This is a genomic window from Rhabdothermincola sp. (assembly GCF_036846205.1).
Lineage (GTDB): Bacteria > Actinomycetota > Acidimicrobiia > Acidimicrobiales > Acidimicrobilacustridaceae > Rhabdothermincola.
On sequence record NZ_DAIUCK010000093.1, the window covers coordinates 1 to 12,910 of the forward strand.

Below are 12,910 nucleotides of genomic sequence, written 5' to 3' on the forward strand. Positions count from 1 at the left end.
GCCCGCCACCTGCCGCTCCCCGCCCCGATCCCACAGCTGGACACACGCTTCGTGGAGGAACCCGTAGCCGTGGAGCCGCCCGGCCGAGAGCTGGCCGCCATGGGTGTTGAGCGGGATCTCCCCGTCGAGCGCGATGCGCTCGCCACCCTCGATGAACGGGCCTCCCTCGCCGTGGCCACAGAATCCCAGCGCCTCCAACCAGCACAAGGTGATGAAGCTGAACCCGTCGTACAGCTCGGCCACGTCGACGTCCGCCGGGGTGAGGTCGGTGCGTGACCACAGCATCGCCGCCGCGTCGCGCAGGGCCATGGTGGTGAGGTCGTCCCACTGGTCCCAGGACGGGCGGCCGTGGATGGCCGAGCCCACCGCTTCGATCCTCGCCGGCGGGTGTGCGAGGTCGGCCGCGGCGTCGGCCCGGGAGACGATCACCGCGGTGCTGCCGTCCGCGGGCACGTCGCAGTCGTACAGGCACAGGGGGGTGGAGATCATCCGCACCTCGAGGTAGTCGTCGAGGGTCATGGGGTCGCGGTAGATGGCCTTCGGGTTGCGGGCCGCGTTGCGCCGGCCGTTGAGCGCGATCTGGGCGAGCTGCTCGCGGGTGGTGCCGAACTCGTGGAAGTGCCGCTGGGCCATCATCGCGATCCAGTTCGCGGCCGAGGGCGCCCCGAACGGCAGCGTCCACTGCATGAAGCCGCTGGCCCGGTAGCTGGCGCCAGTACCGCCTCCGCCCATGGTCACCGACGAGCGGCCCTTGTCACCCTGGGCGCTGGCCTCCCACACGGTGCGGAAGCACAGCACGTGGTCGGCGAGCCCGGTGGCCACGGCGGCGATGGCGTTGATGACCGAGCCGAGCTGCCCGGGGGACTCGAGCCCACCGGCGAACCAGTCGAGCTCCAGGCGCAGCGCGTCCTGCACCTCCACCACCCCGACGCCCGAGAAACCGGGCGGGACGTCCTGGTTGCCGGGGTAGGTGGCGATGCCGTCGATGTCGCCGGGCTCGAGGCCCGCGTCGGCGATGGCCTCGAGAGCGGCGTCGATCGTCAGGTCGAGCGGGTCGCGGTAGAGGCGCCGGCCCACCTGGCTCTGGCCGATGCCGCTGATGACCGCCCGCCGCTCCAGCAGATCCGGGCCCATCTCAGCGACCCTCGCCACCGGGGCTGTCGACAGGCTCGAAGAACGGCAGCCACACGTCGTCGTACTCCTCGAAGGTCACCCGCACCTCCATGCCGATGCTCACCTCGTAGGGGTCGCAGTTGACGATGTTGGTGGTCAGCCGCAGCCCCTCCTGCTCGGGCAGCTCGACGATGGCCACCACGTAGGGGGGGTCGAGGGTGGGGATCCAGGGCTGCTCGTTGACCGTGAAGGTGTGGACCACCGCCCGGCCGGAGGTGGCCTCCGGGGCCACCTCCTTGGAGAGGCACTCGGGGCACACCGGTGCGGGCGGGTGGATCCAGTACCCGCATCGCTGGCAGCGCAGGAAGCGCAGCTCCCCCTCCCGGCCGCCGCGCCAGAAGTGCTCGTTCTGGTCGGTGACCCGGGGGAGCACCCGGAACGGCTTGCCGTCGGCCATCGGTGGTCTGCTCCGGTCAGCCGTCTGCGTCGTCGAGCTCGGACGCCACGGCGCGCAGCCCTTCCTCGAACCCGGATCGGGCCTCCGGCAGCGCCTCGACCGCGGGCAGGATGCCGAACCCCGGCTCGGTGAGCACGATCGCGGCGGCGATCTCGTCCCAGCTGGCCCCGACCTCGGCTGCCAGCCTGGCGTGGCGGTGCACCCCGCCGGGGTTGCGGAGGATGACGCTGCAGACCATGCGCACCAGCTCGTGGGTCTTGCGGTCGAGCGCCTTGAGCGATTCGATCTCGGCCAGCCAGGCGCTCTGGGCCTCGTGGAGGGCGGGGAACACCTCGTGCAGTGGCTGCTCGTAGGAGAAGGAGAACGCCTGCTCGGTCACGCTGCCACCCTATTCGGCCCACCCTGCCCGGCGAGCCACGCCCACTCCCACCGACATCCCAACCGGCCTGTCAAACGCGTGCCACAGCACGCGTTTGACCTGCCAGAACGGCAGCCAGGACGGCAACCAGAACGGAAGGGTGAGGAGTCTCGTGGCCCTCGACATGTTCAGGGGTCCCGGGGGAGGCCGAGGAGGCGCTCGGCGATGATGTTGCGCTGCACGTCACTGGTACCCCCGGCGATGGACAGCGCCCGGTTGCCGAGGAACCCGGCGATCCACACCGCGGCCTCCCCTTCGTCGATCGCACCCTCCGGGCCGAGCAGCGCCAGGCCCACCTCCTGCACCCGTTGCTCGTGCTCCACCCCGAGCAGCTTGCGCAGACTGGACTCCGGCCCGGGCTCGGCGCCGCTGAGGGCGCGCAGCGTCGAGCGCAGGCCGAGCACCGCGATCGCCTCCCCCTCGGCCACCAGGGCACCCACCTCCCCCAGGTGCTCCGCTGCACCCTTCATGGCCAGCACCGCCTCCACGCCGGGTCCGAACGACGACCCGCTCCCCATCGACACCCGTTCGTTCGCCAGCGTGGTGCGCGCCGCCTGCCAACCGTTGTCGACCCCTCCCACGACGCAGTCGTCGGGGACGAAGACCTCGTCCAGGAACACCTCGTTGAACAGGGCCTGGCCCGTCAGCTCGCGCAGCGGGCGGATGTCGAGGCCCGGGGAGGACATGTCGACCATGAAGCAGGTGATGCCCTCGTGCTTGTCGACCCGCGGGTTGGTTCGGGCCAGGCAGATGCCCCAGTGGGCGAGATGGGCCATGGTCGTCCAGACCTTCTGCCCGGTGAGCAGCCAGCCACCCTCGACCCGCTCGGCCCGGGTGGTGAGCGACGCCAGGTCGCTGCCCGCGCCGGGCTCGCTGAACATCTGACACCACAGGATCTCCCCGTACAGGGTCGGTCGGATCCAACGCTCCTGCTGCTCGGGGGTCCCGTGGGCGATGAGGGTGGGCAACACCCAGGCGCCGACCTGCAGGTGCGGCCGGCGCACCTGGGCCGCGGCGAACTCCTCGTCGATCACGAGCTGCTCGACCGGCCCGGCGTCCCGGCCCCAGGGGCGGGGCCAGTAGGGGACGAGGTAGCCGGCATCGGCGATGCGACGGTTCCACTCCGGCTTCTCATGCGTGCGCAGCTCGTCGAGGAAGGCCCGCACCTCGGCCCGGATGTCGTCCGCCTCGGGCGGGAGCTCGGCTCGCAGCGTGCGCCGGGTGCCGGCGAGGGCCAGCTCACCGCAGCGTGCGGCCGAGCCGGGCAGGAGCTGGCGCATCGCGGTCGCCCGCTTGAGGTAGAGGTGGGCGTCGTGCTCCCACGTGTAGCCGATGCCGCCGAGGACCTGGATGCAATCCTTCGCCGCCGTGAAGAACGCGTCGGGCACCAGTGCGGCGGCGACCGCGGCGGCCATGGCGGCCTCTTCGCGGGCGGCCGGGTCGCTCGAGCGCGCCGCCAGGTCACGGGCCGCATCGCAGGCCACGGCGGCGTCCCAGGCCGCGGCCCGGGCCAGCTCGGTGCGCAGCAGCATGTCGGCGCAGCGGTGCTTCACCGCTTGGAACTGGCCGATCGGCCGACCGAACTGGACCCGCTCCTTGGCATAGCTCGCCGCCGTGTCCACGCACCACGCCGCGCCACCCACGGCCTCCGCGGCCACCAGCGTCGCGGCCAGCTCGCCGATGGCGATGCAGCCGGGCCCGCTCGCCAGCCGGTGCTCGGGGGCCTGGAAGAGCGCCGGGTCGGCCTCGACCGTGGCCACCCGTCGGGTGGCGTCCAGGCTCGGTCGCGGGGTCACCGTGACCACAGACCGCTCGACCACCGCCCACCCGTCGCCGTTCGGGGACGGCAGCACCAGCACGTCGGCCAGCGCGGCGCCCAGCACGGGTGCGCCCGGCGAGAACCCCACCGCCCCGACGAGTGAACCGTCGGCCAGGCCGGGCAGCCACCGCTCCTGCTGGGCCCGGTCGCCGGCGAGCACCAGCGCGGCAGAGGCGAGCACCGTGGGCAGCACCGGGCCCGGTGCACACGCCCGCCCCAGCTCCTCAAGCACCACGGCCAGCTCGACCAGCCCGTAGCCCTCGCCCCCGAACGCCTCGGGGACGTGCAGGCCCAGCCATCCTTGCGCGGCCAGGTCGTCCCAGAACGGGGGCATGGTCTCGGCTGACGCGTCGAGGGTGGCCCTCGGGACCGAGGGGTCGCAGTGGGCGTGTACCCAGCGGCGCACCGCATCGTGCAGCGCCAGGTGCTCGTCGATGATCCCGATGCTCCCGAGACGGATCGCCATGGTCCAGCTAACCTCCGAACCTGACAATCGTGTCACATCGCTGACGGGAGGCCGCACGTGACGGTGATCGACGCGGACGCGCACGTCAACGAGGACCCGCTGGCCTGGACCGAGCTGGAAGCCGCCCACCCGGGGTGGCTGTCGGCCGGGCGCTCCGGTGGGCACTGGGTGGCCCAGATCGACGGCAAGCTCTTCCCCGTCCAGGAAGGCCCCGGCTGCGGCGTGCCGATCGACTCCGCGACCTCCCCGGCCTGCGCCGGGGGGGCCGCGGACCTCGACCGGCGCCTGGCGGACATGGACCAGGAAGGCATCGACGTGCAGGTCCTCTTCGGGGGGCTGATGATCGGGCTGTCGACCTACCGGGACCCCGGCTTCGCCCAGGACGTCGCCCGGGCCTACAACGACTGGTTGATCGACGAGGTGTGCGGGCGGGCGCCCGAGCGGCTCAAGGCGGTGGCCGTGGTCCCGCTCCAGGACGTGCCTCGTGCGATCGACGAGCTGCGACGGGCCCGGGGCAAGGGGGCGGTGGCGGTGACCATCCCGCCGGTGCTCGGCGAGGCGAACCTCGACGATCCGGCGCTGCTGCCGTTCTTCGAAGCGGCGGCCGGCGAGGACGTGGCCGTCACGATCCACTCCGCGCCGGGCATGAACGTGCCGCTGCCCGCGGCCGGCCGGTTCGCCAACTACGCGCAGGTCCACTGCCTGTCGTTCCCGGTCGATCAGATGGTGGCCCTCACCGCGCTGGCCATGGGCGGGGTGCTCGACCGGCTACCAGGGCTGCGGGTGGGGTTCATGGAGTCGGGCATCGGCTGGGTGCCCTACTTCCTCCACCGGATGCACGAGCACAAGGAGAAGCGACCCGAGCTCCTGCCGACGATGACCGGCGACCCCCGCGACCACCTGGAACGGGGCCAGCTGTTCTTCTCCTTCGAAGCCGAGGAACCGCTGCTCGAGGTGTGCGTGGAGCGGCTGGGTGCCGACGCCTGGGTGTACGCGTCGGACTACCCGCACTGGGATTCGGACTTCCCCGGCACCGTCGAGGCGTGCCGGGCCATGGCGGCCCCGCTCGGGCCGGAGGTGACCGCCAAGGTGCTCGGCGGCAACGCCGCCCGGCTGTACGGGTTGGCCGATGAAGTCGCTGCGGCGGTGGCAGCCGACGCATCCCACGGGGGGCGCGGAGGCTCGGCCACGTGAGCGCCGGGAGCTACGACGAGTTCGGGCTGCTGCACGAGAACGCCGCCGAGGCCGGGCTCCCGTTCGATCCCACCCGACCGCCCAGGGTCAGCCGATCGGCCGTGCGCGCCCCGTCGGGGCACACCATCAGCGCACTGGCGTGGGGGGAGGGCGCCGCCGAGCTGGTGCTGCTGCACGGCGGCGGGCAGAACGCGCACACCTGGGACACGGTGGCCCTGGCCCTCGACCGTCCTCTGGTGGCCATCGACCTGCCCGGACACGGGCACTCCGACTGGCGACCCGACAAGCGCTACCGGCCACAGGAGATGGCCGAGGACGTGGCGTTCGCCATCGAGCACCTCGCGCCGGAGGCGACGACCCTGGCCGGGATGTCGCTCGGCGGCCTCACGGCCCTCGCCGCGTTGGCCGAGCGGGGCGAGCTGGCCGAGCGGCTGGCGCTGGTGGACATCACGCCCGGGGTGAACGCGCAGAAAGCCGAACCCATCCTGTCGTTCCTCGACGGGCCCGAGGTGTTCGCGTCTTTCGACGAGATCCTCGAACGCACGATGGCGTTCAACCCCACCCGTTCCCGCTCGTCACTGCGTCGGGGGGTGCTGCACAACGCCCGCGAACGCGAGGACGGGACCTGGGTGTGGCGCTACGACCTGCCCACCGGCGAGCGCCTCGACGACCTCGAGCATCGCTTCGCCGACCTCTGGGACGCCGTGTCCGCGCTGAGCTGCCCGCTGCTGCTGGTGCAGGGTGGGCTGTCCAGCGTGGTCGACGACGACGACGTGGCCGAGCTGCAGCGCCGCAAGCCCGGCACCGACGTGATCGTGGTCGAGGATGCCGGCCACAGCGTGCAAGGTGACCGGCCCCTGGAACTGGCCCGCATCCTGGCCGCCTTCCACGAGGGGCACCACGAGGGCCACACCCCCGCGACCTGACAGTCGGCCGGGCCCGCCGGTCCCGGCGAGCTCTCCCGCCGGCGAGCTCACCACCCGTCGGCACGGTCACCCGCCGGCACGGCCCGCCTCCGTCAGCTCGACGAAGCGCCGGTAGCGACGATCAGCCGCCTCGGTCCAGGCCCGGTGGGGCTCGACCCGCCGGGCCACCCGTGCCCACCGGCCGGCTCCGGCGGCGGACTCCTCGACCCCGGCCGTCACCCGGGCCAGGAACGCGGCCCCGAGCGCACCACCCTCGGGCACCGCCACGACGTCGACCGGCAGGCCGGTGCAATCGGCCAGCGATTGCACCCACAACCCAACCCGGGTGCCACCACCGGTGGCCACGATGCGCCGGGCTCTTGCCCCGGCGAGCTCCAGGTGGTGGCGGACCACGAACCCCGACGCCTCGAACGCGGCCCGCCGGAGCTCGGCCGGGCCATGGGTGAGGTCCAGGTCGTGCAGGGAGGCCCGCCGCGACGGGTCGTGCAGCGGGGTGCGCTCACCCCGCACGTAGGGCAGCCAGACGGGGACCCGCTCCGGGTGCTGTGCCGGTTCGCGGCTGCGGACCAACAGCCGGTCGGCCCAGTCGAGGAACAGCCCACCGGCGTTCGACGGTCCACCGACGAGGGTCTTGCCGGGCGCGGTGTGGGGCACGGACCACAGGCCCGGCACCTCGCGCCAGTCGGGCAGCACCGCCCAGGTGATGAGGGTGGTGCCGAGGATGACCAACACGTCTCCGTCGTGGTCGGCGCCGGCGACGAGCTGCTCGGCGAGGGCGTCGACGGTCCCGGGGCCGACCAGCGCGCCACCGACCGAGCCGATGGCCTCGTTCCCCGCCACCACCCGGGGGAGCTGCTGGACCGACGCACCGGCCTCGGCCGCCACGGCCGGGTCCCACGCGGTGTAGTCGTAGAGGGGGTGGGTGGTGATGGCCACCACCGCGTCGATGGCCCCGATGCCGCACAGGGCGTGGTTCGCCACCGCCTGCGCCGGCCAGTAGCCGTGAGCCTGCGGCGCCTGCCGCGCGCACCAGCGAAGGAACTGGAGCAGCTCCCCGCTCTCGGCCGGGCTCTTGCCGGTGACCGGCCCGCCCCGCACGTCGCCGTAGAGCAGACCCGGGGTGAGGGCCCGGCCCCGGCGGTCGACGGCGCACAGCGAAGGGACGAAGGCGGCGACGTTCACCGCGGCCACGTCGAGGCCCGCGCTCACCTCCCGATAGGCGGCTCGGACGTTGCGCCGCCAGGCCCGGTCGGCGTCGTGCTCGAAGCGGTCCGGCTCGGGGGACCGAACCTGGTGGACCACCCGAGCCCGGGCCAGCACGCTGCCGTCGTCGTCGACCGCCACCGCCTTGACCGAGGTGGTGCCGATGTCGAGTCCCACGGTGACCGTCATCGCCCACCCCTCCTCCGGCGTGCAGGTCCCGCTCCGCGGTTTCCTGACGATGATGTCAGGTTCGAGGGTACGCTACCCACCCGTGCCGACCTACCAGCCGGGCGTGCTCGGCCCGCTCCCCCGCGACCCCGACCAGAAGTTCTGGGACCCCGAGATGCAGACCATGTCTCGGGAGCAGCTCGAGGCGTTGCAGCTCGAGCGGCTGCGCACCCTCGTGGACCGGGCGCTCACCATCCCCGTACCGCTGTTCGCCCGCAAGCTGCGGGAGGCGGGGATCGAGTCCGGCGCGGACCTCACCAGCGTCACCGACGTCAACCTCATCCCCACCACCGTCAAGCAGGACCTGCGCGACGCGGAGGCCGCGCACCCCCCGTTCGGCGATTACCGCTTCACCGATCCCCGGGAGTGCGTGCGCCTGGGCCAGAGCACCGGCACCACCGGCACCCCGACGATCGCCCTGTTCACCCGCAAGGACATCTGGATCGAATACGAGTCCGCAGCCCGGGTGTGGTGGCGCAACGGCTGGCGACCCGGCCAGATCGTCACCCACGCCCACCCCGCGTACCTCTATGGGGGTGGGGTGATGCTCTCGGGCAGCCTCGAGTACTTCGGGGCGCTGAACCTGTGGGTCGCGCCGCCCGACACCGACGAGCTGGCCGAGCAGGGCATCCGCATGTGGCAGCGGGTCCGCCCCGACGTGTCGATGGTGGCGTTCAGCCTGGGCCGGTTCCAGGAGGTGGCGGCGAAGATGGGCCTCGACCTGGCCACCGACGTCGGCCTGCCCTCGTTCCAGTTCCGGGGCATGGGCGACAAGGGCATGCCGATGATGACCGCCGGCCTCGAGTGCTACGCCTACTCGTCGGGTCCGTGCGGCGAGGCACCGGGCGGCCACATCCACGAGGACTGGGCCATCGTCCAGGCCATCGATCCCAAGACCGGCCGCGACGTGCCCGACGGGGAGTGGGGCAACCTGGTGGTCACCACCCTCGACCGGGACAACGGGCTGCTGCGCTACGACCTGGAGGAGGCGGCGGCGATCGTGCGCGATCCCTGCCCGTGTGGCGAGACCACCGTCCGGGGGTTCTGGGGCGGGCGGTTCAAGGACTTCCTCGACTGCCAGGGCCACTACTTCCAGGTCAGCGAGGTGGAGCGGGCGCTGCGGTCGGTGCGCGAGGTGACCGTTCCGTCGCTCGAGTACGTGGTGGTCAAGCCCACCGACCCCGACGCCGCGCTGCAGGTGCGGGTCGAGCTCGACCAGGGCGAACCGGCCGAGGTGGCCACCCGGTGCGAGGCGGCGATCCGGGAGCGCCTCGGGGTCGAGGCCAGGGTGGAGGTGCTGCCTCGCGAGTCCCTCGCCCGCTCCGGCTACAAGGCGGTCCGGTTGGTCGAGCGCTGACCGGCGGGCGCGGCACCGGCCCCCAGGGCGCGGATCCAGGCCGGTGAGGGCACCTGGAAGGGACGGAAGCGCACCACCCGGCCCGCGGCCTCGTCGTACAGCAGGGCCTGGGTGGGTGCAAGGGTGGCCGCGGCTGGGCTGTCGACCAGGCTGACGGCGTCCTCCGCGGGCATGGGACCCACGGCCCGCAACGTGAACCGGCGCTGGACACCAGGCGCGAGGCGATCGGCGACCGCGGCGGCCGAGCTGGCCCGGATGATGGTGTGCACCCCCCAGGGCGGGCCGGCCGAGACCAGGGCCTCGAGCAACGCGGTCACCTCCCCGCCGTCCGGATCGAGGTCACGAGCCAGGTCCACCCCGTTGAGCACCACCAGCACCGGTGGCTCCCCGGTGGAGCGGCCCTGCTTGCGCCGCACGACCTCGCGGGCCGCTCGCTCGATGGCGGCGTCGAGCTCACGCGAGCGGGACACCTGCACCCGGGCCAGGGCCCCGAGCGCGGCGAGCAACTCCCCGAAGCCCGATTCCAGGGGGAGGCAGTCGATCGCCCGGACCTCGAGCTGATGCCCGTGGACCGCGGCGGCGGACAGCAGCGCCGCAGCCAGCATCCCGTGGCCGGCCTGCTCCTCGGCGGTCACCACCAGCAGGTTGGCGCCGGGCTCCCGCCGGAGCGTCACCTCGACCGGCCCGCCCAGGGTGACGGGCGCGCCCACCCACACGGACAGCTCGGCATCGCCGGGACTGCGCTCGCCGCCAGTGCCACCAGCGCCGCCGGCGCTGCCAGGGCCCGCGGCGCGCTCGGTGCCCGCGCTGCGGAGCTGGTCGAGCGCGCTGGATTCCAACACCGCCGGCGCGGTGCTGGAGACCACCTCGGGCCGCCGGGCCGATCCCCGCTCAGTGGCCAACTCGTCGAGGTCGCGCAGCTGCAGCAGCCGCTCCCGGGGACTGACCCGGCTCATCCGCAACCGGGTGGGCTCGGTCGAGCCAGGCCGGAGCAGCAGCGCTTCTCCCGTGCCGATGGAGCGGATCGCCGCGGCCAGGTCCTCACCGGCGCTCGGGGTCGCGAGGGCGGCGGCGTCCGCGAGCACCAGGGAGGTGCCGAGCGCATCGGGCACCCAGGCGATGGGCTCGAGCGAGTCGACCACCCGCTCCAGGGCCACCACGTGCAACCCGAGCGCCGGGCCCTCCACCACCAACCGGTTCAGGATCCGCCGGGCGTCACGAGCGATGCGGGCCGAGCCGGCGAACAGCCGGCTGGCCCCGGCCACGACCAGCAGCAAGCGGGACAGCGGCCCGCCGGTGGCGGCCCGGAACGCCTCCAGATCCCCTCGCTCCAACCCGGCGGCCCGGAGCAGGGTGTCTCGCAGGTCGAGCTCGGCTTCCACCAGCTCGAAGGCGGCCAGCCCCAGCTCAGGGTCCGCCTCGGTGGCCACCAGCCGGGCGTGCGGCAGCCTCGCCTCCCCGTAGGCCTCCAGGTCGAGCGAGTGGGAGAGGTCGGCGAGGACCAGCTCCACCTCGGCGGGCTCGTACAGCACGGTGAGCGCGGTGAGGATGGTGTCGAGTGCGTGGTCCAGCTCCTTGCCCGCACCACCGACGACGAGCGCCCCGGGCGCGCCGGCCGAGTCGAGCCACAGGGTGGCCGGCCGGCGGCCGGCCATCTGCCCCAGAGGGATCGACACCCCGAGCCGGGCGTCCGCGCACCACCAGCTCGACGGGTCCGCCGGGTCGACGGACCGGCGCACCTGCGGCAGGTCGTCGCGGGCCGCCCGCTGGCGGGCGTGCTCGACCATGGCGAACACCTCGGCGTGACCGAGCGGGGTGTGCGCCCGGCGCCGGGCGTGCTCGCCCACCAGGGTGACCACCCGCTCGCCGACCCCGGCTGCGGGCCCGTCACCGCCGGACGGTGGGCAGGGCTCGAAGCGGAACCGCCAAGCGCCGGTGCGGTGGGTGTCGACCGTGAAGCCGCCGGCGTCGTGGCGGCAGGTGCGCAGCCCGGGCAGGGCGGCCTGGCGGCTCCGGGCCCGTACCGCGGGGTCCCGCAGGACGATGGTGTGGACCCCGCACCGTGGCCCGTTCTCGGCGAGCGGCCCGAGCAGCTCCAGGGCCCGCTCGGTCAGGCCGGTGGGGTAGTCGGCAATCACCAGCAGACGGTAGGGCTCGATCACCTCACCGAGGTCGAGATGGGCGTCGGTGATGCTCGGGTAGCGGCCCTGCAGGTGGGTGGCGATGACGTGCTCGACGTGGCGGGTGAGCTCCTCCAGGCATTCCTCGATCTCCTCGGGGGTGACCCGCACGCCGCCGCAGACCAGCGCCGGGTCGAACTCGGCCAGGGCCAGGAAAGGGGCGAAGGTGTCCCCGAGGCCTTTGGGGTCGGCGAGCGCCAGGCGGACTCCGCCCGGCGGCACCGCGGCGAGCACCCGGGTGAGGATGCCCTGCACCCCGGCCACGGCGTCGGCCCGCCGGGTGCCGGTCTCCACCAGCAGGCCCAGCCCGTCGCGTAGCGACCCGAGCCAGGGGATGGTGGTGTCGGGCAGTTCCTCGTGGACCAGCGCACCGAGCCGGATCCACGGTTGGGGTGCCTCGGTGGGGGTGAGCGAGGCCCACCGGGGGTCGTCCCACGGGGCGCCCGGCACCGGCAGGGCCTGGGCCAGGCGGTCGAGGTCCCGCTGCAGGATCATGGTGCCGATCTCGAAGCTGGCCCGGGCCTCGGTGCCTTCGGCCACCAGCTCGTTCTCGGTCTCGGAGATCAACCGTTGCCGGGTGCGCTCGGCCTCCTGCTCCATGAGCTCCAGCCGGGCGGCCGCGGCGTTGAGCAGCACCCCGATCTCGGGCAACCGGATGGTCCCGGTGATCCCCCGGGCCAGGCGCAGCTCCTCCTCGAGGCGAGCGATCAGGCGGTCGAAGCCGTCGGGGCGATCCCGGTCCTCGGTGCCGAGGGTGGCCGGGCGGGACAACGCGGTCTCGAGCACGTCGGGCTTGCCCTTCCGGGCTGCGAGGTCCCGGGCGTCGCGATACAGCTCGGCCAGGCGCTGCGTGCCCTGCTCGACCGCGGCCTGCTGGGCCCGCCAGCGGGCCTCGATGCGTTGCTGCTCCTCGGCCTGGTCCCGCTCGAGGCCGGCCACGTCCGCGTGGAGGGTGTCGAGCAGGTGCGAGGTCCGCTCGAGCAGCTCGTCCACCACCGCCAGCGGGTCGGCGTCGAGCGCACCGGGCTCGTCCCCCACCCGTTTGGGGAGCGGGGGGAGCTTCGCGTCGGCGGTGTCAGGGTCGGGCAGGTTGGTGAGCGCGTGGGTCATTCGGACCCTGTCCGATACTGCACGGAGCCGATATCGGCAGATCCGATGGCCGAGCTGAGTGATTGGCGGACCGGTTCAGCCGATCGCGCCGGTCAGCCGATGGCGCCCGGAACCATCCGGATGTTGATGGGGTACCGGTACCACTCCCCCCGGTTGGCGGCGATCGTCGCTTGGATCATGAACACCAGGGAGGCGATCCACACCACGAAGAACAGCACGAAGCCGATGAGCACGAACATGAGCACGAAGCAGACCACGTAGGCGATGAACAGCGTGATCTGGAAGTTGAGCGACTCGGCCGAGTGGTGCCGGACGAACGGATCCCGCTCGCCGTTGACCAGGTAGATCACCAGCGGGGCCAGGAACCCGGCGAAGATCGCCAGCAGGTGCGACAGCATGGCGAGGGTCTTGGGGTCGCCGCCGGAGCCGGGGGCAGGGG

At 73.2% G+C, this 12,910-nt stretch carries 10 protein-coding genes; 3 read left to right on the plus strand and 7 right to left on the minus strand.

All coding sequences use genetic code 11. From position 1 onward, the window contains the following. The 4 genes from V7004_RS12600 to V7004_RS12615 form a co-directional block, all read right to left on the minus strand. Positions 1-1,134 (minus strand): thiolase family protein (locus tag V7004_RS12600; RefSeq protein ID WP_334144384.1); only part of this gene is annotated, 1,134 nt, incomplete at its 3' end. A gap of 1 nt (position 1,135) precedes the next feature. After that, entirely contained in the window at positions 1,136-1,570 is a 435-nt protein-coding gene (locus V7004_RS12605) for a Zn-ribbon domain-containing OB-fold protein (protein ID WP_334144386.1), read from the minus strand. A gap of 16 nt (positions 1,571-1,586) precedes the next feature. Further along, a complete protein-coding gene (locus tag V7004_RS12610) occupies positions 1,587-1,949 on the minus strand; it encodes a carboxymuconolactone decarboxylase family protein (protein WP_334144387.1) in 363 nt (120 codons plus the stop codon). Between the two features lie 167 nt (positions 1,950-2,116). After that, positions 2,117-4,273 carry an acyl-CoA dehydrogenase gene (locus V7004_RS12615; RefSeq protein ID WP_334144389.1) on the minus strand — a complete coding sequence of 719 codons (2,157 nt, stop codon included), beginning with the start codon at positions 4,271-4,273 and terminating at the stop codon, positions 2,117-2,119. Positions 4,274-4,330: 57 nt separating this feature from the next. Between V7004_RS12615 and V7004_RS12620 the strand changes: the two genes are divergently transcribed. Beyond that, on the plus strand, positions 4,331-5,467 hold the full coding sequence (locus tag V7004_RS12620; protein ID WP_334144391.1) for an amidohydrolase family protein: 1,137 nt from the start codon (positions 4,331-4,333) through the stop codon (positions 5,465-5,467). Beyond that, complete coding sequence (locus V7004_RS12625) at positions 5,464-6,393, plus strand: alpha/beta fold hydrolase (protein WP_334144392.1); 930 nt, start codon at positions 5,464-5,466, stop codon at positions 6,391-6,393. The genes V7004_RS12620 and V7004_RS12625 overlap by 4 nt, the downstream gene beginning before the upstream one ends. Positions 6,394-6,459: 66 nt before the next feature. On the opposite strand, the gene V7004_RS12630 is transcribed toward V7004_RS12625, so the two are convergent. Continuing rightward, on the minus strand, positions 6,460-7,785 hold the full coding sequence (locus tag V7004_RS12630) for a xylulokinase (protein WP_334144394.1): 1,326 nt from the start codon (positions 7,783-7,785) through the stop codon (positions 6,460-6,462). An 82-nt stretch (positions 7,786-7,867) separates the two neighbouring features. On the opposite strand from V7004_RS12630, the gene V7004_RS12635 reads away from it, so the two are divergent. Continuing rightward, complete coding sequence (locus V7004_RS12635; protein ID WP_334144395.1) at positions 7,868-9,181, plus strand: phenylacetate--CoA ligase family protein; 1,314 nt, start codon at positions 7,868-7,870, stop codon at positions 9,179-9,181. Here the strand turns inward: V7004_RS12635 and V7004_RS12640 are convergent. Next, positions 9,151-12,471: an FtsK/SpoIIIE domain-containing protein gene (locus V7004_RS12640; RefSeq protein ID WP_334144396.1), complete on the minus strand. Its 3,321-nt coding sequence runs from the start codon at positions 12,469-12,471 to the stop codon at positions 9,151-9,153. The genes V7004_RS12635 and V7004_RS12640 overlap by 31 nt on opposite strands. A gap of 92 nt (positions 12,472-12,563) precedes the next feature. Then, on the minus strand, positions 12,564-12,910 hold a 347-nt coding region (locus V7004_RS12645; RefSeq protein WP_334144397.1), incomplete at its 5' end, for a DUF4870 domain-containing protein.

What these genes read in the sequence shown, in the direction of transcription:
- V7004_RS12640 (WP_334144396.1), bottom strand. Translation starts at nt 12,471, where the DNA reads ATGACCCACGCGCTCACCAACCTGCCCGACCCTGACACCGCCGACGCG.
- V7004_RS12630 (WP_334144394.1), bottom strand. Translation starts at nt 7,785, where the DNA reads ATGACGGTCACCGTGGGACTCGACATCGGCACCACCTCGGTCAAGGCG.
- V7004_RS12615 (WP_334144389.1), bottom strand. Translation starts at nt 4,273, where the DNA reads ATGGCGATCCGTCTCGGGAGCATCGGGATCATCGACGAGCACCTGGCG.
- V7004_RS12605 (WP_334144386.1), bottom strand. Translation starts at nt 1,570, where the DNA reads ATGGCCGACGGCAAGCCGTTCCGGGTGCTCCCCCGGGTCACCGACCAG.